Annotated in this window: 23 protein-coding genes and 1 pseudogene; 12 read left to right on the top strand and 12 right to left on the bottom strand. The window is 44.5% G+C overall.

Going from position 1 to position 25,342, the window contains the following annotated elements; genetic code table 11:
• Nucleotides 1-16: 16 nt before the first annotated feature.
• Together JHD69_RS01090 and JHD69_RS01085 are read right to left on the bottom strand one after the other, a co-directional pair.
• Nucleotides 17-535 carry a glutathione peroxidase gene (locus tag JHD69_RS01090; RefSeq protein WP_199136426.1) on the bottom strand — a complete coding sequence of 173 codons (519 nt, stop codon included), beginning with the start codon at nucleotides 533-535 and terminating at the stop codon, nucleotides 17-19.
• 4 nt (nucleotides 536-539) lie between these two features.
• Nucleotides 540-1,160 carry a DUF4294 domain-containing protein gene (locus tag JHD69_RS01085; RefSeq protein WP_199136424.1) on the bottom strand — a complete coding sequence of 207 codons (621 nt, stop codon included), beginning with the start codon at nucleotides 1,158-1,160 and terminating at the stop codon, nucleotides 540-542.
• 109 nt (nucleotides 1,161-1,269) lie between these two features.
• Here JHD69_RS01085 and JHD69_RS01080 point away from each other — a divergent pair, with 109 nt between their 5' ends.
• The 3 genes from JHD69_RS01080 to JHD69_RS01070 all read left to right on the top strand — a co-directional run bounded on the left by JHD69_RS01080 (nucleotide 1,270) and on the right by JHD69_RS01070 (nucleotide 5,655).
• Nucleotides 1,270-3,480, top strand: coding sequence for a RelA/SpoT family protein (locus JHD69_RS01080; protein ID WP_199136422.1), 2,211 nt, complete (start codon nucleotides 1,270-1,272; stop codon nucleotides 3,478-3,480).
• A gap of 364 nt (nucleotides 3,481-3,844) precedes the next feature.
• Nucleotides 3,845-4,336: a Fur family transcriptional regulator gene (locus tag JHD69_RS01075; RefSeq protein ID WP_199136420.1), complete on the top strand. Its 492-nt coding sequence runs from the start codon at nucleotides 3,845-3,847 to the stop codon at nucleotides 4,334-4,336.
• A gap of 41 nt (nucleotides 4,337-4,377) precedes the next feature.
• Nucleotides 4,378-5,655, top strand: coding sequence for an adenylosuccinate synthase (locus JHD69_RS01070; protein ID WP_199136418.1), 1,278 nt, complete (start codon nucleotides 4,378-4,380; stop codon nucleotides 5,653-5,655).
• Nucleotides 5,656-5,696: 41 nt separating this feature from the next.
• On the opposite strand, the gene JHD69_RS01065 is transcribed toward JHD69_RS01070, so the two are convergent.
• Nucleotides 5,697-6,281 carry a hypothetical protein gene (locus JHD69_RS01065; RefSeq protein WP_233165613.1) on the bottom strand — a complete coding sequence of 195 codons (585 nt, stop codon included), beginning with the start codon at nucleotides 6,279-6,281 and terminating at the stop codon, nucleotides 5,697-5,699.
• 79 nt (nucleotides 6,282-6,360) lie between these two features.
• A complete protein-coding gene (locus tag JHD69_RS01060; RefSeq protein ID WP_199136414.1) occupies nucleotides 6,361-7,230 on the bottom strand; it encodes an alpha/beta fold hydrolase in 870 nt (289 codons plus the stop codon).
• Between the two features lie 195 nt (nucleotides 7,231-7,425).
• Here JHD69_RS01060 and JHD69_RS01055 point away from each other — a divergent pair, with 195 nt between their 5' ends.
• The gene (locus JHD69_RS01055; RefSeq protein ID WP_199136412.1) at nucleotides 7,426-8,676 is read left to right on the top strand and encodes an anthranilate synthase component I family protein; all 1,251 of its coding nucleotides are present in this window, start codon (nucleotides 7,426-7,428) and stop codon (nucleotides 8,674-8,676) included.
• A 353-nt stretch (nucleotides 8,677-9,029) separates the two neighbouring features.
• On the opposite strand, the gene JHD69_RS01050 is transcribed toward JHD69_RS01055, so the two are convergent.
• The 5 genes from JHD69_RS01050 to JHD69_RS01030 form a co-directional block, all read right to left on the bottom strand.
• Nucleotides 9,030-9,473: a DUF4844 domain-containing protein gene (locus JHD69_RS01050; RefSeq protein ID WP_199136410.1), complete on the bottom strand. Its 444-nt coding sequence runs from the start codon at nucleotides 9,471-9,473 to the stop codon at nucleotides 9,030-9,032.
• Between the two features lie 94 nt (nucleotides 9,474-9,567).
• On the bottom strand, nucleotides 9,568-10,383 hold the full coding sequence (locus tag JHD69_RS01045) for a M48 family metallopeptidase (protein ID WP_199136408.1): 816 nt from the start codon (nucleotides 10,381-10,383) through the stop codon (nucleotides 9,568-9,570).
• 100 nt (nucleotides 10,384-10,483) lie between these two features.
• The gene (plsY, locus tag JHD69_RS01040) at nucleotides 10,484-11,131 is read right to left on the bottom strand and encodes a glycerol-3-phosphate 1-O-acyltransferase PlsY (RefSeq protein ID WP_199136406.1); all 648 of its coding nucleotides are present in this window, start codon (nucleotides 11,129-11,131) and stop codon (nucleotides 10,484-10,486) included.
• A gap of 50 nt (nucleotides 11,132-11,181) precedes the next feature.
• Nucleotides 11,182-12,024, bottom strand: a complete 843-nt coding sequence (nadC, locus tag JHD69_RS01035; protein WP_199136404.1) for a carboxylating nicotinate-nucleotide diphosphorylase — start codon at nucleotides 12,022-12,024, stop codon at nucleotides 11,182-11,184.
• A 41-nt stretch (nucleotides 12,025-12,065) separates the two neighbouring features.
• Nucleotides 12,066-12,470: a DUF4783 domain-containing protein gene (locus JHD69_RS01030; protein ID WP_233165612.1), complete on the bottom strand. Its 405-nt coding sequence runs from the start codon at nucleotides 12,468-12,470 to the stop codon at nucleotides 12,066-12,068.
• Nucleotides 12,471-12,640: 170 nt separating this feature from the next.
• On the opposite strand from JHD69_RS01030, the gene gpmI reads away from it, so the two are divergent.
• Both gpmI and JHD69_RS01020 read left to right on the top strand, forming a co-directional pair.
• On the top strand, nucleotides 12,641-14,161 hold the full coding sequence (gpmI, locus tag JHD69_RS01025; RefSeq protein WP_199136402.1) for a 2,3-bisphosphoglycerate-independent phosphoglycerate mutase: 1,521 nt from the start codon (nucleotides 12,641-12,643) through the stop codon (nucleotides 14,159-14,161).
• The gene (locus tag JHD69_RS01020; protein WP_233165611.1) at nucleotides 14,161-14,685 is read left to right on the top strand and encodes a hypothetical protein; all 525 of its coding nucleotides are present in this window, start codon (nucleotides 14,161-14,163) and stop codon (nucleotides 14,683-14,685) included. Before gpmI ends, JHD69_RS01020 begins: the two co-directional genes overlap by 1 nt.
• Nucleotides 14,686-14,737: 52 nt before the next feature.
• On the opposite strand, the gene JHD69_RS01015 is transcribed toward JHD69_RS01020, so the two are convergent.
• Nucleotides 14,738-15,361, bottom strand: a complete 624-nt coding sequence (locus tag JHD69_RS01015; protein WP_199136398.1) for a tetratricopeptide repeat protein — start codon at nucleotides 15,359-15,361, stop codon at nucleotides 14,738-14,740.
• 304 nt (nucleotides 15,362-15,665) lie between these two features.
• Between JHD69_RS01015 and lon the strand changes: the two genes are divergently transcribed.
• A complete protein-coding gene (gene lon, locus JHD69_RS01010) occupies nucleotides 15,666-18,143 on the top strand; it encodes an endopeptidase La (RefSeq protein WP_199136396.1) in 2,478 nt (825 codons plus the stop codon).
• The gene (locus tag JHD69_RS01005) at nucleotides 18,144-19,109 is read left to right on the top strand and encodes a lipid A deacylase LpxR family protein (protein ID WP_199136394.1); all 966 of its coding nucleotides are present in this window, start codon (nucleotides 18,144-18,146) and stop codon (nucleotides 19,107-19,109) included.
• A gap of 78 nt (nucleotides 19,110-19,187) precedes the next feature.
• On the opposite strand, the gene JHD69_RS01000 is transcribed toward JHD69_RS01005, so the two are convergent.
• Both JHD69_RS01000 and arfB read right to left on the bottom strand, forming a co-directional pair.
• Nucleotides 19,188-20,225 (bottom strand): MAC/perforin domain-containing protein, encoded by a 1,038-nt coding sequence (locus tag JHD69_RS01000; protein ID WP_199136392.1) that lies wholly within the window; start codon nucleotides 20,223-20,225, stop codon nucleotides 19,188-19,190.
• A gap of 136 nt (nucleotides 20,226-20,361) precedes the next feature.
• On the bottom strand, nucleotides 20,362-20,769 hold the full coding sequence (arfB, locus tag JHD69_RS00995) for an alternative ribosome rescue aminoacyl-tRNA hydrolase ArfB (RefSeq protein WP_199136390.1): 408 nt from the start codon (nucleotides 20,767-20,769) through the stop codon (nucleotides 20,362-20,364).
• Between the two features lie 162 nt (nucleotides 20,770-20,931).
• On the opposite strand from arfB, the gene cmk reads away from it, so the two are divergent.
• The 4 genes and pseudogenes from cmk to JHD69_RS00975 form a co-directional block, all read left to right on the top strand.
• Nucleotides 20,932-21,612 (top strand): (d)CMP kinase, encoded by a 681-nt coding sequence (gene cmk, locus JHD69_RS00990; protein ID WP_199136388.1) that lies wholly within the window; start codon nucleotides 20,932-20,934, stop codon nucleotides 21,610-21,612.
• An 82-nt stretch (nucleotides 21,613-21,694) separates the two neighbouring features.
• The gene (locus tag JHD69_RS00985; protein WP_199136386.1) at nucleotides 21,695-22,531 is read left to right on the top strand and encodes a 3-keto-disaccharide hydrolase; all 837 of its coding nucleotides are present in this window, start codon (nucleotides 21,695-21,697) and stop codon (nucleotides 22,529-22,531) included.
• Nucleotides 22,532-22,557: 26 nt separating this feature from the next.
• Nucleotides 22,558-24,042 (top strand): TPM domain-containing protein, encoded by a 1,485-nt coding sequence (locus JHD69_RS00980; protein WP_199136384.1) that lies wholly within the window; start codon nucleotides 22,558-22,560, stop codon nucleotides 24,040-24,042.
• Between the two features lie 227 nt (nucleotides 24,043-24,269).
• Nucleotides 24,270-25,265: pseudogene (locus tag JHD69_RS00975) on the top strand (30S ribosomal protein S1); the annotation flags it as partial.
• Nucleotides 25,266-25,342 lie beyond the last annotated feature (77 nt).

Below are 25,342 nucleotides of genomic sequence, written 5' to 3'. Positions count from 1 at the left end.
TTTCACCTTAAAACCGCTACCTTCCGCCCTCTGCCTTCTCTTCCAGCAAACGCTGGATTTTCTTTTTCACCTTCGATGCATTTGGCTTGGTAAAAGAATAAAAATAATCAACCACTTTGCCCTCTTTGTTGATGAGGTATTTGTGGAAGTTCCACTTAGGAGTAGAACTCAGCTGTCCATTTAGCTTTTTATCGCTCAAAAACTTGAACAAAGGATGCGCATGGCTTCCCCTGACCATAATTTTTTCGAAAATAGGAAATTGAACGCCATAGTTGACTTCGCAGAATTCGCCAATTGCATTGCCGTCTAGCGGTTCTTGCTTCCCGAAATCGTTGGATGGAAAGCCTAAAATCTCAAACCCCTTGTCTTTATACGTTTCCCTCAATTCCTGCAGTTCCTTGAGCTGTGGCGTAAAGCCGCAACCCGAAGCGGTGTTAACCACCATCAGTACTTTTCCTTTATAATCAGCTAATGTTTTTTCGGCCCCATTTAATAGCTTTACTTTAAATGGGTATATGGTTTGGTCAGGATTCATGGATTTAATTTTGGTAATAGCCCGAGCTGACAATAATTGACTCAATATCCCGGTCTACCGAAACATCGTAGGTACTTTTTAGATTATGTCCAACCACTCTTGCAATCAACTGATAAGAAAACGCCGCAAAGCCCCCTTTAGTTTGCTTCACAATGTCGAAAGTAGTACGTCCTACTTCGCGGTCTATCAACTTGGTGAGGATTTGGCCTTGGGTAATCGTCAGTTCCTTGATTTCGGTATTGAACATCTGTTTGATTTCGGCATCGCATTCTTTTACCAATCGTTTCTGCTCCTTTTTATCAGCAACCGTTGCTAAATCACGTTCCAGTTGCTCATAGCGACGCTTGGCAAACAAGGCGTAAGGCATTACTTTTAAAACATTGTACTTTAACCGGTTGTAGGCCGCCTGATCGGCCGCCGACTTCCAGATGCGCTGGCCATAAATCACTACTTCCTGCAGGCCAATCCAAGGTATCATGTAGCCGTTGTCGTTGGTGGCCGCTACGCGGATAGTGTCGTTTTTACCCAATTTTGGCCAAATTGGAGGCGTTCCTGTTTCCTGGGCCTTAACGGCAGTGCCAAGAAACATGACAATAATCAGAATAAAAAGACGTGAATATTTCATAAATTTATGCCTATACAAAGTTAAAGCTAATTTTATATATTCGTTTCAACGATAATCGAATATAATCTTTTATAGCTTAAAATACGATAATTTTACCTAGAAAATACAAATGAAGAATACTTTAGTAATTGATTTAGAGGCAGAAAAACAGGAAATCCTCAAGAGGTATCGTGCCCTTTTGCGTGCTTCGAAATCAACTTTACAAAAGGGAGACAAGAAAGAAATACGCAAGGCATTTGAAATGGCGCTCGACAGTCATAAAGACATGCGCCGCAAATCGGGCGAACCTTACATCTACCACCCAATTGCCGTGGCGCAGATTGCCGCCGAGGAAATCGGGTTGGGCACTACTTCCATTGTGTGTGCATTGCTGCACGATGTGGTGGAAGATACCGACATTACCCTCGATGATATCGAACGCGAGTTTGGCAAAAAAACAGCCAAAATCATTGACGGGCTGACCAAAATATCTGGGGTTTTCGACTATAACAGCTCGTTGCAGGCCGAAAATTTCAGGAAAATGCTCCTCACCCTGGCCGACGATGTAAGGGTTATCTTGATCAAGCTGGCCGACCGCCTGCACAACATGCGGACGATGGATTTTATGCCAAGGCAAAAACAGCTCAAAATTGCCTCCGAAACCATTTACCTCTACGCCCCCCTGGCTCATCGCTTGGGTTTGTATGCCATCAAATCGGAGCTGGAAGACCTCTCCATGAAGTACCTCGAGCCAGATACTTATAAATTTATTGCGACCCAACTGAATGAGAAAAAAGCCGAAAGGAACTCGTTCATCAAGGCTTTCGTAGAACCGATCAACGAAATTCTGGCCGAACAAGGCCTGGTTGCCAACGTTTACGGCCGGCCCAAATCAATCCACTCCATTTGGAACAAGATGAAAAAGAAAAACATTCCTTTTGAGGAAGTGTACGATCTTTTTGCCATCAGGATTATTTTGGATAGTCCGCCAGAACGTGAAAAAGCAGATTGTTGGAAAGCCTATTCGATTGTAACCGATCTTTACCGGCCAAATCCAGACCGCCTGCGCGACTGGGTATCGTCGCCAAAAGGCAATGGCTATGAATCGCTGCACACCACGGTAATGGGGCCAAAAGGCCAGTGGGTTGAGGTACAGATCCGTACCCAGCGCATGAATGAAATTGCCGAAAAAGGCTTTGCCGCACACTGGAAATACAAAGAATCGACCAACGACAACGGACTGGACCAATGGATCCAAAAAGTAAGGGAAATGCTGAGCAATCCCGAGGCCAATGCCCTCGATTTCTTAGACGATTTCAAGATGAATTTGTTTTCCGACGAGATCTTCATCTTTACGCCAAAAGGCGCCTTGCTACAATTGCCTCTGGGTGCTACAGCCCTCGATTTTGCCTTCGAAATCCACACCGACGTGGGCGCCAAATGTATCGGCGCCAAGGTAAACCACAAGCTGGTTCCCCTTTCGCATAAACTGCAAAACGGCGACCAGGTAGAAATCATCACCTCGGGCAAGCAGGTCCCAAAAGAAGATTGGCTCAATATCGTAGTAACTGCCAAGGCCAAGTCTAAAATCAAGTCGTCGCTTAAAGAAGAAAAGCGGAAAATTGCCGAAGCGGGCAAGGAAATTTTAGAGCGCAAGCTGAAATCGCTAAAAATCACCTACAATACCGACAACCTGAACAAGCTTACCTATTTTTTCAAGCTACAATCAACCCAAGACCTGTTTATTGGCGTGGCCAATGGCAAAATAGAGCTTAAAGACCTGAAGGAATATTTAAGCAGCGAAAAGGAAATCGAAAATAGGGGCAACGATTTTAAAACCGATGGCCGTCAGGTAGAAGCGTTACTGAACAAGGTAAAAGGGCCGGAATCGGATATTTTACTGATTGGCGAAGACCTGCAAAAGATAGATTATACTTTGGCCGCCTGTTGCAACCCTATTCCCGGCGACGATGTTTTTGGCTTTGTAACCGTTAACGAAGGCATTAAGATACACCGCACCAATTGCCCGAATGCAGCCCAGCTGATGGCCAATTATGGCTACCGCATTGTAAAAGCCAAATGGAACGGCCAAAAAGAACTGACCTTCCTAACCGGCTTGCATATTGTAGGGATTGACGACGTAGGCTTGATCAACAACATTACCAAAGTAATTTCCAACGACTTCAAAGTAAACATGCGCTCGATTACAGTAGATACCAACGACGGCATTTTCGACGGTTCGATTATGGTTTTTGTAAACGACACCGATCATTTAGACAACCTGATCAAAAACCTGTTGGAAGTAAAAGGCGTAACCGGCGTAACGAGGTTTGATGCTTAAGAGCCTGACGGAAGGATGAGGGCATACAGGCGAGGGGTAAAAGTTAAAGACTCAAGAAAATCCTTTGTAAGGAAAGGTTGGATGGTCATTAACAATCCGGCGTTTTGGCGAATGCCAGTGACGAAGCAATCTTTTAAAGCCATCCGTATCCTGCATTTTATTCGAAATCTATTTTGAATAACGGTAAGACCGTGGCTAAGGCAACGGCTTAGAATAGCCCTCAAACGTTACAGCTTTCACAACCATCCAAGCAATAAACAATTAACTACCAGAATATAACTACAGTGTAATCATCTTTAAAATAATCCGCGATTCACTTTAATGTCTGTAATCATTTCTATACCTTTGGGAGGAGTTTAAAACTATGTCTGCACAGAATACCAACGAGTTGGTGAGAAAAATCTTCGAAGCCTACCTCGAAAACAAAAACTTGAGAAAAACCCCCGAGCGTTTTGCCATTTTAGAAGAAATTTATTCTAGAAATGACCATTTCGATGTAGAAACGCTCTATATCCACATGAAAAACCAAAAGTACCGGGTAAGCCGGGCTACGGTTTACAATACCTTAGAGCTTTTGGTATCTTGCGATTTGGTAACCAAGCACCAGTTTGGCAAGAACATGGCGCAGTTTGAAAAGTCGTATGGCTACCACCAACATGACCATGTGATCTGCATCGACTGTGGCAAAGTGGTAGAATTCTGCGATCCACGTATCCACCAAATCCAAACCATGGTAGGCGAATTATTGAAATTCGACATCAAGCACCATTCTTTGAACCTTTACGGGGTTTGTTTCGATTGTAGCGCTGCCGCTGCCATCAAAGCCAACCATACGCAAAAACAACACGCTAACTAATTATCCAATTTTATAATCTTTCTATTCTTTAATTTAAAATAATGACGCAAGTAGACGTACTACTAGGCCTGCAATGGGGCGACGAGGGCAAGGGAAAAATTGTTGATGTTTTAAGTCCGCAATATGATTTGATAGCCCGTTTTCAAGGCGGTCCAAATGCTGGTCACACGTTAGAGTTCGATGGTAAAAAATTTGTACTCAACACCATTCCTTCAGGTATTTTTAACGAAAAAACCATGAACCTGATCGGCAATGGCGTAGTAATCGATCCCATTATCTTAAAAAGAGAGTTAGATAACCTTAAAAAAGCAGGCCACGACCCGGTTGCTGCCGGCAAACTGGTATTGGCACGCAAAGCACACTTGATTTTGCCTACCCACCAGTTATTGGATGCGGCCAACGAGCAAAAAATGGGCGCCGGCAAAATCGGTTCAACCCTAAAAGGAATTGGCCCAACGTATATGGACAAAACCGGCCGTAACGGTTTGCGCGTAGGCGATACCACCTTGCCTGATTTTGCTGCCCGCTATGCCAAATTGGTAGAAAAACATAAAGAAATCCTTTCGCACTACGAGTTCGAATACGATTTAACCGAAAAAGAAGCCGCCTTCTTCGAAGCCATCGAGTTTATCAAAACCATTCCTCACGTAGATAGCGAACACTTTGTAAACGGCTACCTCAAAGCAGGCAAAAAAGTATTGGCCGAAGGTGCGCAAGGCACTTTGCTCGACGTAGACTTTGGTTCGTATCCTTTCGTAACTTCATCAAACACCACTACGGCTGGCGCTTGTACCGGTTTGGGCATTGCACCAAACAAAGTGGGCGATGTTTATGGCATTTTCAAGGCTTACTGCACCCGTGTAGGCGGTGGCCCCTTCCCTACCGAACTGGATAACGAAATAGGCGAAACCCTACGCCAGGTAGGCCACGAGTTTGGCGCAACTACAGGCCGTGCGCGTCGTTGTGGCTGGATCGACCTGCCCGCCTTAAAATATGCCATCATGCTGAACGGCGTTACCGAACTCATCATGATGAAGGCCGACGTTTTAGATGGTTTTGACACGATTTATGCTTGTACGCACTACGAATACAACGGCGAAACGATCGACTATATGCCTTACGACATCATTTCTATCCAACCCAAACCGGTTTTAACGGCTATAGCAGGATGGAAAACCGACTTGACCAAGATTACCTCAACCGATCAGATTCCAAGCCAGCTGAGCGCTTACATCGCCTTCCTGGAAAAAGAACTGGAAGTGCCCATCAAATTCCTTTCGGTTGGACCAGACAGGACACAGACCTTGACGCTGAGATAACGATAACAAAAAATCCCTTGAAAATTTTCAAGGGATTTTTTTTATTCATCTTCAAGCAGGTTTACGCAAGTTCCAGCCATGGTTTTTAAACGCGTGGGCAGGGTTGCCACCGCTTGGCTTTCTTTTATACTTTTATAAAGGTTGGTAATCATATCCAAAGTTTCGTCATCGGGCTCACAGGCTTGGTATTTCTCCAAATGTGGCAATGCCTTGAGTACAGCCGCCCTGTACTGATTGTAGGCCTTCGCATTGGCATCCGCATTTTTAGCAGCACTTGCGGCATTCATTTGAGCTACAAACACCTTGCTTTGGTTAAGGTATATAAAGCCCAGTGCCCTGTGAATAACCGAATAATTAGGTTCGCCTTTAAGCGATTGCGTGTAGTAAACCAGCGCACTATCGGGCTTGCCCACTTCTTCGTACATACGCCCCAAGTGATAAGCCACATTAGCCTGCCGCTTGGCGTTCAATTCTTTAGCCCTGGCCAACAAGCCACGTGTCTGTTCAATCAATACATCGTTGCCCTTAGCAGTTCTCGAAAACATAAATTGTTGATAAGCATCGTCGATATTTTTCTCTTGAGAAAAAGCGGCTCCTCCAGCCAATATCAGCAGTACAAAGAGCATTAAGATTTTATTGGCCATAGTTAAATTGATTCCTTGCACAAAATACAACAATTCTGCTTAATCATGCGGCAACAAATCATCAGTTTTGCAAGAGCGCTCTTCCGGCTATTTTCTTGTACTTCCGCTGAAAAAACTCATCAACCTCGGTATTGAATTTATCAACGCTTCTCAGTACGAGGTATCCGTGGCCCGAATCGGGCACTATCCATAAGTTGGCTTTTGGAATAGACTTGGCAATAAGCAGCGTATGTTCTGCCTTGATCACATCCTGATCGCCGGCCATAACCAACGTCGGGCACTTGATTTGAGCCAGTGAGGCGGGCTTGATTTGTGGTTGCGCCAACAGCAAATTAAAATGCCTCAGCAATACCGTACGTGTTATCGATGGCTTTTGCTTGTCATAGTATTTTTTGATGCCATCAAAATATTTCAATATAAACGGCTCCACGCTGTTCGTATCGGGCCAAAGGTTGGCACCAGTTACGGCCAGTTTTTTTACCTTTTCTGGATGGCGCATGGCCAGCAACAAACCGTTAATGCCTCCGTCGCTCCAGCCCAAAACCAGGGCCGAATCGATCTTTAAATGCGTAAGCAACGCCGCATAATCATCGCTCATCTGCTCATAAGACAGTGAATCAACCATATTCAAGGTATCTAAAGTCTTGCCATGGTCGCGACTGTCGGCCACAATGACTTTGTATTTTTTGGCAAAATAAGGGATCTGCTTGCTAAAGTCGCCAATAGAGCCACTATTGCCATGGATAATGAGCAAAGGTTGGCCTTCGCCATAAGTCTCGTAATACATGTTCATGCCTCGTATCTTGGCATAATGGCCGGCAGCTTTGTTATCGCCATAAGGTATCTTTGGCTGATCGGCTTTCGGGGTGGTTTGCGCATGTAAGGACAGGGCAAACAAGAAAAGGATGAGGGTTGATAAAATTCGTTTCATAAGGTTGTTTTATTTAAGCATATAAATTCAAGCTAGTTAGGAGAAAGACGGTGCCAATTTGAATTTGGTTGCAAGTGCATCTTCGTTATTTTAAAACACCTTAACAAAACCAGTCAACAGCAAGCTAAACATACTTTCCGCCTAGGCCAATCTTATTTTACAATTTTGTTGGCATTTAATACCTTTACGGCGAAAATGAACGAGGACGAAATTATCTTATTTAAGCAAAAGGCCAAACAATGGGCCATGAATTTCGATGTTTGTTGCTACCTGGATTCCAATCAATATACCGATCCTTATGCACAATACGACTGCCTCATCGCCATCGGACAGCAACACCAATTAAAAGCTAACGCCGGAACTGCTTTTGCCCAGCTCCGCTCATTTTACGAGCAGCACCGCGACTGGCTGTTTGGCTTGTTTAGCTATGAACTCAAAAACGAAGTAGAGCATTTAACCAGTTCGCACAGCGATGACCTCCATTTTCCAGACCTCTATTTCTTTGTACCACAATACTTGTTGGCGATACAAAAAAACGCCGTCAAAGTGCTTAAAGGCAATGCTTCCATCATCCACGAGATCGAGCAGATTGAGCTGATTAGGCCCGACAATCCCAAACTGGCTATCGAAAAACGCTTCGATCGCGAAACGTATATCCAAACGGTTGAGGCTTTGCAAGGCCACATCAAGCGGGGCGATATTTACGAGGTTAATTTTTGCCAGGAGTTTTTTGCACAACATGCTTCAATTGATCCCCTGTCGATTTACGAAGCCCTCAATGCCCTTTCGCCTACCCCGTTTTCGGGATTTTTCAAGCTTAACCAACATTATATCCTTTCGGCCACACCAGAGCGTTTTCTATGCAAAAGGGGCAACAAGCTGATTTCGCAACCCATTAAGGGCACTGCCAAAAGAAACGGTGATCCGATAGTCGACGAGCAGATCAAAGCCACATTGAAATCGAGCGTTAAAGAGCAGGCCGAAAACGTGATGATTGTAGACCTGGTGCGCAACGATTTGACCAGAAATGCCGTTAAAGGCAGTGTAAAAGTAGAAGAACTTTTCGGCATCTACAGCTTTCCGCAGGTGCACCAAATGATTTCGACCATTAGCTGCGAGCTTGATCCGAATATCCATTGGGTGGATGCCATTAAAAACACCTTTCCGATGGGCTCGATGACCGGTGCGCCGAAAATCAAGGCCATGGAACTGATTGAGCAGTACGAAAAAAGCAAAAGGGGGGCCTTCTCGGGCTCTTTTGGCTGTATCAGTCCTAATGGCGACTTCGACTTTAATGTCATCATCAGAAGCATCTTGTATAATGAAAATACGCAATACCTTTCTTTTCAGGTTGGCGGCGCCATTACCTATGCGGCCAATGCAGCCGACGAATACGAGGAATGCCTGCTTAAAGCTTCGGCGATTATGAAGGTATTGAGCAATTAGCGTTATGCATATATGGAGTAGTACGTATTGGGGTATTGCGTATTGCGATTGGCGCCCACAAACGGGCTTGTGCATTTGGTAGTTTTTTGATTACATGGAGCTCAGTGCCTGCGTTCAAGATTAAAGTCAGTCCTGCTTTCCGCTGTATCTTTTTGCCTCAGTGGCAAAAAAGGATGCCGCTCCAATCAGGGCTATTTAACCTAGGCCTGTGCAACCAGAAATAGCAACGCCAGCCTTGGTACCCAGATGAAAAGTCCGGAGCCGAGGACTTGTAAGAATAGCAGAATTGATGTTAGTAGCTGGAATTATCTCAGCTTTCAAAAAAAGATAAGTCAAATGCTTAGCGTTTGATCTTAAGATGGATTAAAACCGTACATAAAATCATTTAAGTGTCCGCCAGAATTTTCAAGTCCTACTAAGTCCATTAATTCTTCAAAGTAAGAGCAAACCTGCTCTCTATCCTCTGTATCAAGTTCATTGTAAATGGCTGAAAACCTATCTAACCCAGCCTTTATTGCATCTTGATAATCTTTATCGCTTGCATCACCTTTTTGGGCTAGATTTTTAAAATCATCCGCAACAAGATTGATTTTTTCAGTTAAAGCGGGTATTAGGACTGGGTTTCCTATCCCTGGATAATGCGTTTTTTCGTCTTTTAGAAATTTTTCCTTGTTTTTAAATTCTTCAAATTTTGTCATTGCTACTTGATCTGCTTTCTTGGTATTTTGTCCACATGCCAAAAATAACAATACGCCAAATATCGCAATAATAGAGGGCGAAAATTTACGGTTTATCATGTCGAAAGATATTAATTTTTACAAACAAAAAGGTGTAAAGCCTAAACCTTACACCCTATGCCTTCAACCTTAATACCTTCTACCTTATTAGGCCTTATTTGCCTTTATAATATTTCATGGCCTCTGGCAAGTCTCTTTGGATCTGGGCAATACGGCTTTCGTCGGTTGGGTGGGTACTTAAAAAAACCGGTGGCTTGCTTCCATTCTTGCTGGCCGCGGCCATCCTCTGCCAAAAAGCAATGGCGTTTTGCGGGTTATAACCTGCCATAGCCATGAACGAAAGGCCCATTTTATCGGCTTCCAATTCCTGCTTGCGCGAGTTAGGCAAAATATACAAGCCTTGTGCGCCAATGCCGTACAACTGGTTAACCACGGCTTGCGTAGTTTCCGATTTATTGCCGGTAGCTACGCCAACCGCCGCACCACCTACTTGCGCCGCCATCATTTGCGAAGCCCGCTCGGCCGAGTGCTGTGCTATGGCATGTGCAATCTCATGGCCCATTACAGTGGCCAAACCGGCATCGTCTTTGGTAATGGGCAAAATGCCTGTATAAACGGCTACCTTACCTCCCGGCATGCACCAGGCGTTGATTTCTGAGCTTTGAATAAGGTTGAACTCCCATTTGTAGTTCCTGATCTGGTCGCCAAAGCCATTATCGTTCATGTATTTGGTTACCGCAGCAGCAATATTGGCTCCAATACGTTTAATTCTTTGCGTTTCTGCAGAGTTGGCTGCCACTACCTTGGTGCTCGGATCGCTCAACAACTGGGCATAGCCAATGGCTGCCTGTTGCTGCAGCTGGCTATCGTCTACCAAACTCAACCTGCTTCTGCCGGTTAAAGGAACCGTGGTACATCCGGCAATTGCCAACATCCCTGTTGCCAAGCCCAAAATCGCTAATTTTTTCATCTATTTAATCTGTATTCAGTGTATTTGTCTAACTGTTTAGTTTTGTTCCTAACCATTTCTCCTAACAAACAAAGGAGCCAATAGTTTGTGCAAAGGTACTTTAAGCCTGTTTTTTCTTGAACAGGTAAACTTTCGATTCCTTGCCCTTGAGCAGTCTTTCGAGGTTTTTTTGGTGGGTAACCAAAATCAGGATGCATACACAGATTCCGTAAAGCACTTCCGATTTGATTGAAGAATGAAAAACAAACACAATACCGATCGGGAAAGTAAAGCCCGCACATATCGAACTCAGGGAAACGTATTTGCTCACCAGCAACACCACTACAAAAACCAGCACGCAAAGCATCGCAGCCTGAAAATTTACAGCCAAAACCATTCCAAAAAGCGTAGCTACGCCCTTGCCACCTCTAAAACCTGCAAAAACAGGGAATAGATGGCCCATGACGGCAATTACGCCCAGTGCCAATTGGTAATTGACGAATTGAGTAGAGTTATGTGGCCCCGTAACCGAAAGTCCTATAAAATGGGCCAATTGAGTGGCTGTGTAGCCTTTAAAAATATCGATGAGCATAACGGCGATACCAGCCTTTTTGCCCAAAACCCTAAAAGTATTGGTGGCTCCGGCATTGCCGCTTCCGTATTCGCGCACGTCAACGCCATAAAAGGCCTGCCCCAGCCAAACCGCTGTTGGGATAGATCCTAAAAGATAGGCCGCAATTAGCGCTGAAATGGAATAGATCGAAATCATGACCTACAATTATACTAAAAAATTCAGATTCACGTCGGCAGAATTTGGTCTTAGCACGCTTTTAAACTCAGGTCCAGGCTTTTTACCGAATGGGTTAGGGCGCCCATCGAGATGTAATCGACACCACAGGCGGCATAATCGGCCACATTGGCCTCCACAATGCCACCTGATGCTTCGGTAATGAAACGCCCATCGATCAGCTTTACAGCTTCTTTAAGCAACTTCGGCTCAAAATTATCCAGCATAATGCGGTTTACTTTGCCCGTTGCCAATACCTGCCGCAGCTCGGCGAGGTTTCTTACCTCTATTTCGATGTCTAATTGCTTATGGTTTTGCGCCAGGTAGCTGTTTGTCGCTTCAATGGCATTGGCAATGCCGCCAGCATAGTCAACGTGGTTGTCTTTGATCAGGATCATATCGTACAAACCGATGCGGTGATTGACTCCTCCGCCAATTTTTACGGCCCATTTTTCTAAATAACGCAGCCCAGGAGTGGTTTTGCGCGTATCTAAAATCTGGGTTTTATATGGTTTTAACAAAGTTACAATGCGGTGGGTTTTGGTGGCGATGCCACTCATGCGCTGCATACAGTTGAGCACCAGGCGCTCGGCCAGCAAAATCGCATGCGTACTCCCGGCCACCACAAAAGCAATGTCGCCTACCTTAACCGCATCGCCGTCTTTTAAAAAGACTTCAACCTGCAGGGCAGGATCAATTTGCCGGAAGATTTCGAGCGCAAGCTCCACGCCGGCCAATATGCCGTCTTCTTTAACAATTAACTGGGCTTTTCCCTGTGTACCTGCCGGTATGGTAGAAAGTGAGGTATGATCTCCATCGCCTACATCTTCGGCAATGGCATTTTTGATAAATAGATCAACTAATTGCTTATCCAAAACTTTTTTTATTGCAAAATTAGCAATTTTTGGCTGAAATGCTACTCTTTATCCGGCTCTATCCTTAACTCGGTGATTAAGAAATTATTAGTCGGTTTCTTAAGGCTCATGGTAATGGTTACCCTAAACTTCCCATTTTTGGTACCCAGCGAAAGAATACCCAGGCGGTAATTGGGATAATTGCTCAAGCGGTGGATAATAGAAACACGATTGGGCGGATTCTTCACAAAAAAATCCTTCAATATCTGTTCGGCCTGTGCTTTGTTGTATACATCTTCCTGGTCGATAATGATTAGTTCTACAGACGCCGCAAAGCTCTTGGCAATTTCTTTAGAGTTTCCGGCCTTGAAATTATTGGACAAATCATCAACAATATCGGCCTGAAATGCCTTATTCGTAGGAAAATGCAACAGCAACAGCAAAAACGCAAGCAAAGGTTTCATCATGTGTGATATCAAACTGCAGAATTACAAGCCAAAATTATGCCATTAATTAAATCACAAAGTGCAAAAACTTTCATTTAAAGGCATCATTAGGCTTATATTTGTAAACAATAAACAGATCAGTAAACAACTAATGCCGCAAATATTGTTGTTTAAACATATAATTTCAAATAATGAAAGCAAAAAAAGTAGTACTTCTTATTCTTGATGGCTGGGGCTACGGAAAAAAAGACAAATCAGACGCCGCTTATGTGGCCAACACTCCGTTTTTCGATTCTGCGCTCCAAACCTACCCTAATTCAAAACTAGAAGCCTCTGGCGAAGCCGTTGGCCTGCCGGCCGGCCAAATGGGCAACTCTGAAGTGGGCCACATGAACTTGGGTGCCGGAAGAGTGGTTTACCAAGAGCTGGGGCGCATTAACAAGGCCATTAGCGACAGAACGCTGCACAGCAACGAAGTACTGGTTAACGCCTTCGATTATGCCAAGGCACAAAACAAGGCTGTACACTTTATCGGACTCGTTTCAGACGGTGGCGTACATGCGCACATCAACCACCTCAAGGCTTTGTGTGATGCCGCCAACGAAAAAGGCCTGAAAGATGTTTTTATACACGCTTTCTTAGACGGCAGGGATACCGACCCCAATGCTGGACTTGGCTTTATCTCGAGCCTCGATGCACACCTGAAAACTTCTACCGGCAAAATTGCCAGTCTCATTGGACGCTATTATGCCATGGATAGAGATAACCGCTGGGAAAGGGTGAAGCAAGCCTACGATCTGATGGTAAATGGCCTGGGCGAAAAAACCACCAATGCCGAAGAAGCTATTAAAAAATCGTACGAGAACCACATTACCGACGAATTTGTTAAACCGATTGTGGTAACTCAAGCCGATGGCAGTCCGGTGGCGACCATTAAGCCGGGCGACGTGGTGATCTGCTTCAACTACCGAACCGATCGTGGCCGCGAAATTACCCTGGCCTTGAGCCAAAAGGATTTCCCGGACTTTGGCATGCACAAGCTGCCTTTGTACTACGTAACCATGACCACCTACGACGAAAGCTTTGCCGACGTAAAGGTTATCTTTACCAAAGACGACCTTTCCAATACCTTGGGCGAGGTTTTGGCCGCTAATCATAAAAACCAGATCCGCATTGCCGAAACAGAAAAATACCCGCACGTTACCTTCTTCTTTTCGGGTGGCAGGGAAAAAGAATTCGACAACGAAAAACGCATTTTAATTCCGTCGCCAAAAGTGGCCACCTACGATCTGCAGCCGGAGATGAGTGCTGCCGGTATTACCGAGGCCATTACCAAGGAACTGGCTACCGGCTGGGCAGATTTTGTATGTCTTAACTTTGCCAATCCTGATATGGTTGGCCATACTGGCGTTTTCGATGCTGTAGTTAAAGCCGTAGAAACAGCCGATGCCTGTGCCGCCAAGGTGGTAGAAGTGGGCAAAGCCAATGGTTATTCATTCATCATTCTAGCCGACCATGGCAATTCGGAATTCATGATCAATCCCGACGGCTCGGCCAATACTGCGCATACAACCAACCTGGTACCTTGCATTTTGATAGACGAAGATTACCACAGCATTGCCGACGGCAAATTGGGCGATATAGCTCCCACCATCCTCAAAATGATGGGCATTGCCATTCCCGAAGTCATGACTGGCAATTGTTTGGTATGATGAAGAAGCTGTTTTTGTTTGGTTTGGCGCTTGCGTTGGCTTCCTGCACGTTGAAAGAGCAGGAAAACAAGAATACCAAAGCCTATTTTGACCTGGAAGGCTATTTAAAAAAAGAGGCGTTGCGTTTGCAAAAGGCTAAGCCTTTGATTAACAAAACAGTGGTAGTGGGTGGAAAAAGCGAAACCCATAAAGTAAAAATTGCCGATTGGAAGAAAGAATTAGACCTTTTTATCCAATCCGACATCAACAAGGCGGCGTGGCGTGGTTCCTTTAGTTCTAGCCTAGCCAACGGCATGAGCACTTATACCAGCCAAAATGCTAAAGTACCTGTCAAAAAACTAGAAGTTAGCTTTAAGGGTAACAAGGTTAGTGCCATCAGGATCTTTGTGAGCAACACCAACGACCTTTACAAGTCTAACGACAGCCTCAGCTATTATCCCGATAGCCTTTACCAAATTAAAAAGGTACAGCAAATCAGGCTCCGGGCCGAGAAGAAATACGAGATTACTGGAAAGTTCAACTAAAAAAGGCCCCGAAAATTTCGGGGCCTTTTTTTTCAATATCTTTTGCCGGCTATTATTTCAGGCTGGCAATCTGCGCCTTTACATAATCAACCAAAGCAATAATGTCTTTTCTGAACGGCTGTACGGTCAGTACTTTCTGAAAATCGTTAATGGCATTGTTAAATTGGGCTACGCAAGCTGCTTTTTCAGGCGCCTTTTTAATTTTGTAGGATTTGAATATTGCATAATCCTTATACGCAATGCCCCTATTCTGCAAAATCTGCGGATCGTCTTCGCCATTGATTTCGATGGCCTTTGTAAAATCCTTGATGGCGGTTTGGTAAAAGTTTTCGCGCATGCTGTTGAGCGATTCTTTAGGCGCATTGGCAATATTCAGCCTCGCTTTGCCACGGTAGTAATAGGAAGAATAATCGTTCGGCTTCAATGTGATCAAACGGCTATAGGCATCGGTTGCTTTTTCATAATCTCCGCACTGGAAATAAGAATAGCTCAGCATTTTGAGCACGCTCGGATTGCTGTCATTGTTTTCTACTTTCTCCAGCTGGGCAACTGCGGTCTTAAAATCACTCTTCACAAAAGCCTGTCGGCCCATGTTTTCGTAATTGCCTTGCGCAAAAGCGGTCGAAAACCCTGAAAGTACAAAAAATAAAAAAACCGTTTTTTTAAAGTAAGTCATTAAGCGTTGTGGTTTAGGTTAAAATTACAAATCCCTTTTCAAATAAGAGTGTTTGTTCCATGGGTAAAGCAATAGGGGGCAATTAAACACAAAATTATATCATTTGCAAATATTAAGGTAAACGCTAAATTAGTTGAAATATGATGAAGTCTGCTATTTTTTTTAATGCTGACTTTTTAACAGGCAATCAGGTCGTTTGGCTTTTTGGCACAAGAGTTGAAAATATAGCTTGTAACATAAAATTAATATTTTTTTAACGGCATGCTGTCACTTTGTCGTTTTATATAGTTAAAGGCCTTACTTAATGAGCAAACAAGATCAATTCGATTTTAGTCAAGCACTACCCATCATAAACGAAGACACAGAGTTCTTTCCGTTGATGTCTCAACAAGACGAAGACGACATGAACAATGAAGAAACGCCAGAAATCCTACCGATCCTACCCCTCAGAAACACCGTTTTGTTTCCGGGTGTGGTTATTCCGATTACCGTAGGTCGCGATAAATCCATCAAGTTGATTAAAGAAGCCTACAAAGGCGACAAGATCATCGGGGTGGTTTCGCAACGCGATGTTTCGATAGAAGACCCTACCTTTGAGCAGCTGAACAGCGTGGGCACCGTGGCGCAGATCATCAAAATGTTGCAGATGCCTGATGGCAATACCACGGTAATCATCCAAGGCAAGCAACGCTTCCAATTGGTTGAAGAAGTGCAGTCTGAACCTTACATCAAGGTTATTATCGCAAAATTTGCCGAAACCAAGCACAAAGCTGATAAGGAGTTCAAAACTTTGGTGGCTTCGATCAAGGAAATGTCGTCGCAAATTATCCAGCTGTCGCCCAACATTCCGAGCGAAGCCGGCATTGCCCTCAAAAACATCGAAAGCACTTCTTTCTTGATCAACTTCATCTCTTCGAACATGAATGCAGATGTGGCCGACAAACAGAAAATGCTCGAAATGGGCAATCTGCGCAAACGTGCCGAAATGGTGATGGAACTGCTAACCACCGAACTGCAGATGCTGGAACTGAAAAACCAGATCCAATCTAAGGTGCGCACCGACCTCGACAAGCAACAACGCGATTATTTCTTGAACCAGCAACTGAAAACCATCCAGGAAGAGTTGGGTGGCAACTCTTCAGACCTGGAGTACGAAGCCTTGCAAGCTCGCGGCAAGAAAAAGAAATGGGCCAAAGCCGTTGCCGAGCATTTCGACAAAGAATTGGAAAAACTGGGACGCATGAACCCTGCCGCACCAGATTATTCAATCCAAATGAATTATTTGGAACTTTTGCTCGACCTGCCCTGGAATGACTTTACCAAAGACAACTTCGACTTGAAACGCGCCCAGCGCATTTTGGACAAAGACCATTTTGGCTTAGAAAAAGTGAAGCAGCGCATTGTTGAATATTTGGCTGTGCTTAAGCTGAAAAAAGACATGAAAGCGCCTATCTTGTGCTTGGTGGGCCCCCCGGGAGTTGGTAAAACTTCCCTGGGCAAATCGATAGCCAAGGCGCTTAACCGTAAATATGTGCGTATGGCCTTAGGCGGCGTAAGGGATGAAGCCGAAATCAGGGGCCACCGAAAAACCTATATCGGCGCCATGCCTGGCCGCATTATCCAATCCATTAAAAAAGCTGGTGCCTCGAACCCGGTTTTTGTACTGGACGAGATAGACAAGGTTGGATCTGACTTTAGGGGCGATCCCTCTTCGGCCTTGCTGGAAGTGTTAGATCCCGAGCAAAACAATGCCTTTAACGATCATTACGTGGAAACCGATTACGATCTTTCCAACGTTTTGTTTATCGCCACAGCCAATTCGCTCAGCTCTATACAGCCTGCCCTGCTCGACCGTATGGAAATTATCGAGGTAAACGGCTATACCATTGAAGAAAAAATAGAAATTGCCAAGAAATACCTGTTGCCAAAGCAAAAAGAACTGCACGGCTTGAACAGCAAAGACATAACGCTTAAAAATTCGTTAATAGAAAAAGTAATCGAAGACTACACCCGCGAAAGCGGTGTACGTGGCCTCGAAAAGAAAATAGGTTCGTTAGTGCGTGGCATTGCCACTAAAATTGCCATGGAAGAAAGCTACGATCCGGCCCTACAGTTGGCAGATGTAGAACGCATTTTGGGTGCCCCGATTTACGACAAAGACCTTTACGAAGGCAACGAAGTAGCCGGCGTGGTAACCGGATTGGCCTGGACGCAGGTTGGTGGCGATATCCTTTTTATCGAAGCCAGTTTAAGTCCGGGTAAAGGCAAACTAACCCTAACCGGCAACCTGGGCGATGTAATGAAGGAATCTGCCATTATTGCCATGGCTTACCTCAGGGCACATGCCCAGTTGTTCGGCATCGAAAACGAACTTTTCGACCAGTACGATGTGCATGTACACGTTCCGGCAGGCGCTACGCCTAAAGACGGTCCATCGGCAGGTATTACCATGCTTACGGCCCTTACATCGGCGTTTACCCAACGCAAGGTCAAACCAAATCTGGCCATGACCGGCGAGATTACGCTTCGTGGCAAAGTATTGCCTGTGGGTGGCATCAAAGAAAAGATTTTGGCGGCCAAAAGGGCAAACATCAAAGAAATTATCCTTTGCCAATCAAACCGCAAAGATATTTTAGAGATTAAGGAAGACTACATTAAAGACCTTAAATTTCATTATGTTAGCGAAATGAAAGAGGTTATTGATATTGCATTGACCAAAGACAAGGTAAAAAATGCACAGGATTTAACCATAAAGAAAAACGTTTCCAGCAATCCCAACTAAATGAAATCAAAGTTTTTTTTGGCTTTAACCCTGCTCATCATTTGTGGCCTAAGCAGCTTTGCCCAGTCTTACAGCAATGAGTTCGGTTTTAAAAGCGACAACGACGCCTATCTTTTTTATGGCCAGGACCGCTATTATACCAACGGACTGTTTATTTATTTTCGACATGCTACCGATCAGCAAAAATTAAGTGGTAAGCTCGAAAAACTCACCTACGAGGTGAGCGCAGGACAAAAAATGTACAATCCCATTTCAGGTTACAGGCCCGATCCGGCTACGCAAGACCGTCCTTTTGCGGGCTATTTGTATGCTTGTGGCAATGTAAATCTATTCTACAAGAACGAAAGCGTATTAAAAGCTGGTTTAGAAGTGGGAACCGTTGGGCCTAATGCCCTCGGTGAAGATGCCCAAGAGCTTTTGCATAAAATTGTAGGCTTTTACGAAATTGACGGCTGGCAATACCAGATCAAGAACGAAATGGCCGTTAATCTTTCGGCGCAATATACCCAGCTGTTGCATCGTGCAGCCGATAAGGCCACCGATTTCTCTGTTGAAGGATATGCCAATGTGGGTACAACTTTTAGTGGTGCAGGTGCCGGAGTTTTATTTAGGGCCGGCAGGATAAACCAACTGTTCAACTCGGCTTATACCAATTCGGTAATTGGCAACAAAGGCAAGACCGAAAAGCTGACCAAGCATGAATTGTTCTTCTATGCCAAACCGCAGCTCAACTTTGTAGCCTATGATGCTACCGTACAAGGCAGTATGTTTAACCATGATAGCCCAGTTACTTTTGGCGTAAAACGCTTTGTTTTTGCGCAGCAGCTGGGTTTTAATTACAGCTCGCCACGTTTTACTTTCGATTTTGGCCTGCTGTTTAAATCAAAGGAAATCAAAAGCAGTGCAAAAGCCCATCAGTATGGCACCATTTCGATGTACTATCGCTTTGGCAAATCAGGCGCTTAAACTATAAACGATATTTACTTGGAACAAAAAGGGGCAATTAAAAATTGCCCCTTTTTTGTTGTGAAATTGAAAAGCCTGTTAGTTCTGAACTTTTACTTCGCGTGTTTGGATATACGTTGTGATATAGCTCTTTACTTCGGCTTTCTTGGTGGCATCGGCAACGAGTTCGTACAATGGAATTAATCCACCCTCTGAAGAAACGCCGATAAATCTTGCTTTTTCTTCGGTAGCACTGTTAAGCCAGTCGGTGATGTTAATAACCGATTTATTGTTGATTTTGGTTACTTTCAGCTTAGACTGATCACCACCAAAGCCATCATAGTAAATTTTGGCTCCTGTATTGGCGTTCAAAGCTTTTAAATCCATTGGGTCCAATTCGCCAGTACCCAATCCGAAAATGTTCTTCATGGCATACCTCAAGCCGGTCGCACTTATTTTCTTTCTATCGGTTTTAGGGGCTTCGGCCTGATAAACTACATTGATTTTAGCGCCCAGATCAATTTTGCTGAGCACGTGCGTACCATATTTCTTAACCAGGTCGGCAGCGCTCAAGGTATTGACATCTTGTGCAAAGGCAGGGCTCAGGTAGCCGGTATACGGACTATTGGCCCCATCTGTGATGCTTAATCGTGCGCGGACCGCAATTTGAGAATAATAGCCGTAAACATATTTGCCATCGAAGGTATTGGCACCTGGAAATGCGGCACTGATGGTATTGCCAAAAGCCTTTAAGCCATTGGTTTGGTCTATCTTGTTAGATAGTTGCGCCGCCAAATCCGCAGCATTTTCCCCGCTAAAGTTTACCCAATATGCCGATGTCGATTTGTTTGGATTAAACCTGCCGGGATTGGCTGAAACATAAGCCGCTACGTTAATAACTGCCGGCCTCACCGAATGAACATCATTGTACTGGTCGGTTACATCATAACCAAAACCCAAAAGGTTGTAAGTAGCATCCCCTTGTTGGGTCTGATCGTTTAGCAATTGCCCATCGGTAATGGCAACCGCAATGTCGGGCGAGAATTTTTCTTCTTCAGGCTTAGTGATTTGGTCCGTGTTTTTTTTGCACGAGGCAAGCGTGGCAAGTACTGCCAGGGCTAGGATTGTTTTTTTCATGTGTGTGTTTTATTTGTGTGTACACATCTTTGACAATTTTAATGCCATTCGTATCTAAAAAGCCGGTTTTTGCTTTAGTTTTCGCAACATTTTGAATACAGAAAACAAACTCAGCTTTGACGAAATAAGCAAACCGTTAAAAATCAAGGGATTTCCTATTTCGCTTTTTTTCAGATTTTGCCGCTTTATTTTGCAATCTTTTTTCGATTACTGCTTTGGGCACCTTGGTTGGCTTGCGTTTTTTCTGTACTTGCAGCGATTTAGACAACAGGTTGCCCAGTTTTAAGATCGCACGTTGCTTATTGAGCAATTGGCTCCGGTCTTCTTGCGCTACAATATGCAAATTGCCTTCGGCATCCAGACGCGAAGCCAGGCGTTCTTGCAATAAGGCCTGCTCCTCTTCGGTAAAAAAAGAACTTGCGGCAATGTTAAAAACCAGTTCTACTTTGCTCGACACTTTGTTGACGTGCTGACCGCCCTTGCCACCGCTGCGCGAGGTTTTAATCAGCACTTCCTTAACCAGTTCTTCTTTTGAGGGTACCATAACGCAAAACTAGCAATTCTAGGGTAAACCCATGCTAGTAGCCCAAAGATTAAAGCCCTAAGCAGAAAGCGATCTCGGTAGCCCATCTCCCAATACTCACATCTCAAATCTTTCTTAAATCTAACTTTCCACATCTCCCCTAAAACATTACCTTTGTAGCGCATGAGAAAAAATGTGGTTATAGCAATTGATGGCTACTCATCTTGCGGCAAAAGCACCTTGGCCAAAGCATTGGCCAAGAAATTAGGTTTTATTTACATCGATAGTGGCGCCATGTATCGCGCAGTTACCCTTTTCTTTATCCGTAAGCAAGTCGACGTCAATAATGAAGCCGCTGTAAAAGATGCCCTGCAACACATTGAACTCAATTTCCATTCGCGCGATTACGAATCGCATATTTTGCTCAACGGCGAAGAAGTTTCCGACGAAATCAGGCAGATGCCCGTTTCGGAAAGAGTAAGCGAAGTTTCGGCCAACAAATTGGTGCGCCACGATATGGTTATGCAGCAGCAACGGATGGGCAAATCAAAAAACATCGTGATGGATGGCCGCGACATCGGCACAGCCGTTTTTGAAGATGCGCAGGTGAAATTCTTTATGACCGCCGACCCAAAAATCAGGGCCGAACGTCGGTTTAAAGAACTCCAATCTAAAGGCGATACCACAACTACGCTCGAAGAGGTATTCGAAAACCTGGCCCACCGGGATTACGCCGACACCACCCGCGCAGAAAGTCCGCTAACCCGGGCCGACGACGCCATTATCCTCGACAATACCGAACTTACCCAGGAAGAGCAGCTAGCCTTTGCCTTGGAAAAGGTACAACCGTTTCTGCCTAAATAGCCTCCACTACTGCCAATCAGCAGCTTTTCGTCAGGTTATCAAATATTTTCCTATTTTAGGTCAATTATCTATACTATATCTCATGAGATCGACCTATTTAAAATCAATTACTGTATTTGCCTTGCTGTTAGGCAGTTTAACCGTTCATGCCCAAAAAGGCTGGATCAACCTCTTTAACGGCAAAGACCTTAAAGACTGGAAAGTAAAAATTTCCAAGCACGAACTCAACGACAATTTCGCCAATACCTTTAGGGTCGAAAATGGGCTGATGAAGGTAAGTTATGATGGCTATACCAACTTCGACGATCAGTATGGTCATATTTTCTACAAAAAACCATTCTCTTATTACCTGCTTAAAGTAGAATACCGTTTTGTGGGCGAGCAAGTTAAAGGCGGCGCAGGCTGGGCATTGCGAAACAGCGGCGCCATGCTACATGGCCAGGCCCCCGAAACCATGCTCAAAGACCAGGACTTCCCTATTTCTATCGAAGGGCAGATTTTGGGTGGCGATGGCGTAAACGAACGCCATACCAGCAACGTTTGTACACCGGGCACCACCATTTACTACCAGAACAAACTGTATACGGCACACTGCCTCGATTCGAAATCGAAGACCTACCACGGCGACCAATGGGTAACCGCAGAGTTTTTGGTGCTGGGCGATTCGCTGATCCAGCATATCATTGACAAAGAAGTAGTACTCGAATATACCAGGCCTCAAATTGGTGGCGGCAATGTATCTAATTTCGATCCGAAAGTGAAAGAAGATGGCAAGCGCCTAACATCCGGTTATATCTCCTTGCAAAGCGAAAGTCACCCCATCGAGTTCAGAACCGTTAAGCTGTTCGATTTGGCTCCTTATGCCAAAGACCAGAAAAAGCTGGCGCAAATGATAGAAAAACTAAAAAAAGAGGGGTAGTACCATTCAAATAAACCGGTAAACCAATGAAAAAACTAAGCTTCGCACTCTTATTTTTGGTATTCGCATTTACCGCTCTCGCCCAAAAGCACTACAAGCTCGGCGAAATTCCCGATCCCAAAAAGAATGGACAAGATAAGTTTGTGAGCGATCCCGACGGCTACCTGAGCAATATAGACAGCCTGAACAGACTGATTACCCAACTCGAAAAACAGACCAAGGTAGAAATGGCCGTGGTTGTGGTGGGCGATTTCGACCAAGACCATGAAGATGCCGAGTTTGCCACCGCACTGTTTAACAAATGGGGAATTGGCAAAAAGGGAAGCGACAATGGCTTATTATTATTTGTGGCTATCGACAGGAGAAAGTACCGCTTCATTAGTGGTTATGGCGTAGAAGGCCTCCTACCCGATGTAACGCTCAAGCATATTGGCGAAAACAGCCTGGTGCCTGCCTTTAAGGAAGGCCAATACAGCGACGGCATCCTCCATGCTGTGCAAAAAGTTTATGAGGTACTCACCGACGGCCGCAGCAGAGACGAAATCAATTCGCTGATTGCCCAGCAAAAGCAAAAAGAGAACGGCTGGAAATCCAACCTGCTTTATTGCGGCCTTGTGATTTTACTTTTCTTTGGTGGATTTAAGATCTTGAACAAACAAGCACCTACACTCAGTTCGGAAGATAAAAAGAAGAAAACCATTTACGATTCTATTTTTATAAAAGGCTGCGCAAGCATGGTCTTTATCGCTTTTGCGCTTGTCTTTTTATTTGTTTTTGGCATCGTTTCTGGTTTTTTCGACAATTTTGGATGGAAAGAAGTGCCCTTGGTGCTCTATATCGTTTTTGCCATCGTTTTTTTCTTTAGCTATACCTACCAGTTGGGCAATTTGAGAAAACTGCATAACGACGACAAGAATTTTATGGACGAAGCCAAATCCTTCCAGCGAAGAAACTGGTGGATGTTGCTTTTTTCTCCGCTCATTGTCATCATGTGGCTCAAGCATCTCGGTTTGCGCAGCCGCACAACAGACCGTTTTGCTCCTATCAACGATAGCAAAGGCAGGCCAATGAGCCGCGTGGATCGTGATGTAAACGTAGCCGGCAGCCCATATTTAACAAAAGGCCAGCGCGAGGAAGAGCTGAGCCAGGTTTACGATTACGACATTTGGCTGAGCGACGACAAAAAAGAGCATATCATTAAACAATGGCCTGCCGAAAAATATAGCCATTTTAGCGAATGTCCAGCCTGCCATTTTAGGACTTTTAGTGAACCACAGGAGATTACCACCAAGCCAGCTACATATTCAAGCCAAGGCCAGGCCAAGGAAATCAAGCGCTGCGAAAATTGCAAGCACGAGGAATTCATCAAATGGATTACACTGGCCATGCTGGTCCGCGAAAGCTCATCGTCAAGTGGCAGTAGCAGTTCCTCAAGCAGTTCTTCCTCTAGCAGCAGTGGCAGCTGGGGCGGTGGCAGCAGCGGCGGTGGCGGTGCGGGTGGCAGCTGGTAGTTTTACAGTGATGAGCTGCCAGTTACAAGCTGTGGGATGCCGGCTTTGGATTGCTAATACCATAGCTCTTCATTCGAACGCGGAACCCATAACCCACAACTGACACCCCATGCCCCTACTACAATCGGTTAAAAATCAGCTACATTTATTAAAAAATTCTTTTCTTTTAAAAAAGAATTTTCTACCTTTGCAGTCCCTAAATAGGGAACAAAGGAGATAATTAATTAATGGCTAAAAAACAAGTAGCAGAAAAAGAACTAGAGGCTAAAACAGCCGAATTGCAAGGTGCAGACGCCCGTCTAACCGAAAAAGAGACGATCGAATCAGAAGCTGATTCAGTATCGATCGAACAAATCAAATCATCGTTGGCTACTCCAGATCAAGATTTTGACTGGGATGCAGACGATAAAGTATTTGGTAATTACAATGCCGAAGACCGTAAAAAGTTTGAAGACATGTATACCGATACTTTCAACCAAATCACCCAAGGTGAAATCATTAGCGGTACTGTTGTTTCTATCAACAACAAAGATGTCGTATTAAACGTTGGCTTTAAATCTGACGGTTTGGTATCTACTTCAGAGTTCCGCGACATGCCGGATTTGAAAATCGGCGACTCAGTTGACGTATTCGTTGAAGCTCCGGAAGATGCGAACGGTCAGTTGATCCTTTCTCGCAAGAGAGCTAAAACTCAACGTTCTTGGGAAACCATCAACGCTGCGCTTGACAATGACACCATTATCAATGGTTTCGTAAAAAGCCGTACTAAAGGTGGCTTAATTGTCGACATTATGGGAGTTGAGGCGTTCTTGCCAGGTTCTCAAATCGACATCAAACCTATCCGCGACTACGATATATACGTGGGTAAAACCATGGAATTCAAAGTTGTTAAGATTAACCACGAGTTTAAAAACGTAGTTGTTTCTCACAAAGTGTTAATCGAAGACGATCTAGAAAGCCAAAAAGTTGAAATCGTTTCTAAATTGGAAAAAGGACAAGTACTTGAAGGTACGGTTAAAAACATTACCGATTTCGGTGTGTTCATCGATTTGGGCGGCGTAGACGGCTTATTGCACATCACTGATATTTCTTGGGGCCGCATAGAGCATCCGAAAGAAGTATTGGCATTGGATCAAAAAATCAACGTGGTTGTTTTAGATTTCGATGACGAGAAAAAACGTATCGCTTTAGGCTTGAAACAATTAACTCCACACCCTTGGGAGCTGTCTCTTATACACATCTAAAAGAGGGGGGGGGGGGGGGGGGGGGGGGGGGGGGGGGGGGGGGGGGGGGGGGGGGG

The sequence above is a fragment of the Pedobacter sp. ASV12 genome, from assembly GCF_016429155.1.
Taxonomy (GTDB): Bacteria; Bacteroidota; Bacteroidia; order Sphingobacteriales; family Sphingobacteriaceae; genus Pedobacter.
The sequence above is the reverse complement of the archived record's forward strand: the minus strand, read 5'-3'. Positions and strand labels throughout refer to the sequence as shown.

What these genes read in the sequence shown, in the direction of transcription:
- JHD69_RS01090 (WP_199136426.1), bottom strand. Translation starts at nt 535, where the DNA reads ATGAATCCTGACCAAACCATATACCCATTTAAAGTAAAGCTATTAAAT.
- JHD69_RS01085 (WP_199136424.1), bottom strand. Translation starts at nt 1,160, where the DNA reads ATGAAATATTCACGTCTTTTTATTCTGATTATTGTCATGTTTCTTGGC.
- JHD69_RS01080 (WP_199136422.1), top strand. Translation starts at nt 1,270, where the DNA reads ATGAAGAATACTTTAGTAATTGATTTAGAGGCAGAAAAACAGGAAATC.
- JHD69_RS01075 (WP_199136420.1), top strand. Translation starts at nt 3,845, where the DNA reads ATGTCTGCACAGAATACCAACGAGTTGGTGAGAAAAATCTTCGAAGCC.
- JHD69_RS01070 (WP_199136418.1), top strand. Translation starts at nt 4,378, where the DNA reads ATGACGCAAGTAGACGTACTACTAGGCCTGCAATGGGGCGACGAGGGC.
- JHD69_RS01065 (WP_233165613.1), bottom strand. Translation starts at nt 6,281, where the DNA reads ATGCTCTTTGTACTGCTGATATTGGCTGGAGGAGCCGCTTTTTCTCAA.
- JHD69_RS01060 (WP_199136414.1), bottom strand. Translation starts at nt 7,230, where the DNA reads ATGAAACGAATTTTATCAACCCTCATCCTTTTCTTGTTTGCCCTGTCC.
- JHD69_RS01055 (WP_199136412.1), top strand. Translation starts at nt 7,426, where the DNA reads ATGAACGAGGACGAAATTATCTTATTTAAGCAAAAGGCCAAACAATGG.
- JHD69_RS01050 (WP_199136410.1), bottom strand. Translation starts at nt 9,473, where the DNA reads ATGATAAACCGTAAATTTTCGCCCTCTATTATTGCGATATTTGGCGTA.
- JHD69_RS01045 (WP_199136408.1), bottom strand. Translation starts at nt 10,383, where the DNA reads ATGAAAAAATTAGCGATTTTGGGCTTGGCAACAGGGATGTTGGCAATT.
- plsY (WP_199136406.1), bottom strand. Translation starts at nt 11,131, where the DNA reads ATGATTTCGATCTATTCCATTTCAGCGCTAATTGCGGCCTATCTTTTA.
- JHD69_RS01030 (WP_233165612.1), bottom strand. Translation starts at nt 12,470, where the DNA reads ATGATGAAACCTTTGCTTGCGTTTTTGCTGTTGCTGTTGCATTTTCCT.
- gpmI (WP_199136402.1), top strand. Translation starts at nt 12,641, where the DNA reads ATGAAAGCAAAAAAAGTAGTACTTCTTATTCTTGATGGCTGGGGCTAC.
- JHD69_RS01020 (WP_233165611.1), top strand. Translation starts at nt 14,161, where the DNA reads ATGAAGAAGCTGTTTTTGTTTGGTTTGGCGCTTGCGTTGGCTTCCTGC.
- JHD69_RS01015 (WP_199136398.1), bottom strand. Translation starts at nt 15,361, where the DNA reads ATGACTTACTTTAAAAAAACGGTTTTTTTATTTTTTGTACTTTCAGGG.
- lon (WP_199136396.1), top strand. Translation starts at nt 15,666, where the DNA reads ATGAGCAAACAAGATCAATTCGATTTTAGTCAAGCACTACCCATCATA.
- JHD69_RS01005 (WP_199136394.1), top strand. Translation starts at nt 18,144, where the DNA reads ATGAAATCAAAGTTTTTTTTGGCTTTAACCCTGCTCATCATTTGTGGC.
- JHD69_RS01000 (WP_199136392.1), bottom strand. Translation starts at nt 20,225, where the DNA reads ATGAAAAAAACAATCCTAGCCCTGGCAGTACTTGCCACGCTTGCCTCG.
- arfB (WP_199136390.1), bottom strand. Translation starts at nt 20,769, where the DNA reads ATGGTACCCTCAAAAGAAGAACTGGTTAAGGAAGTGCTGATTAAAACC.
- cmk (WP_199136388.1), top strand. Translation starts at nt 20,932, where the DNA reads ATGAGAAAAAATGTGGTTATAGCAATTGATGGCTACTCATCTTGCGGC.
- JHD69_RS00985 (WP_199136386.1), top strand. Translation starts at nt 21,695, where the DNA reads ATGAGATCGACCTATTTAAAATCAATTACTGTATTTGCCTTGCTGTTA.
- JHD69_RS00980 (WP_199136384.1), top strand. Translation starts at nt 22,558, where the DNA reads ATGAAAAAACTAAGCTTCGCACTCTTATTTTTGGTATTCGCATTTACC.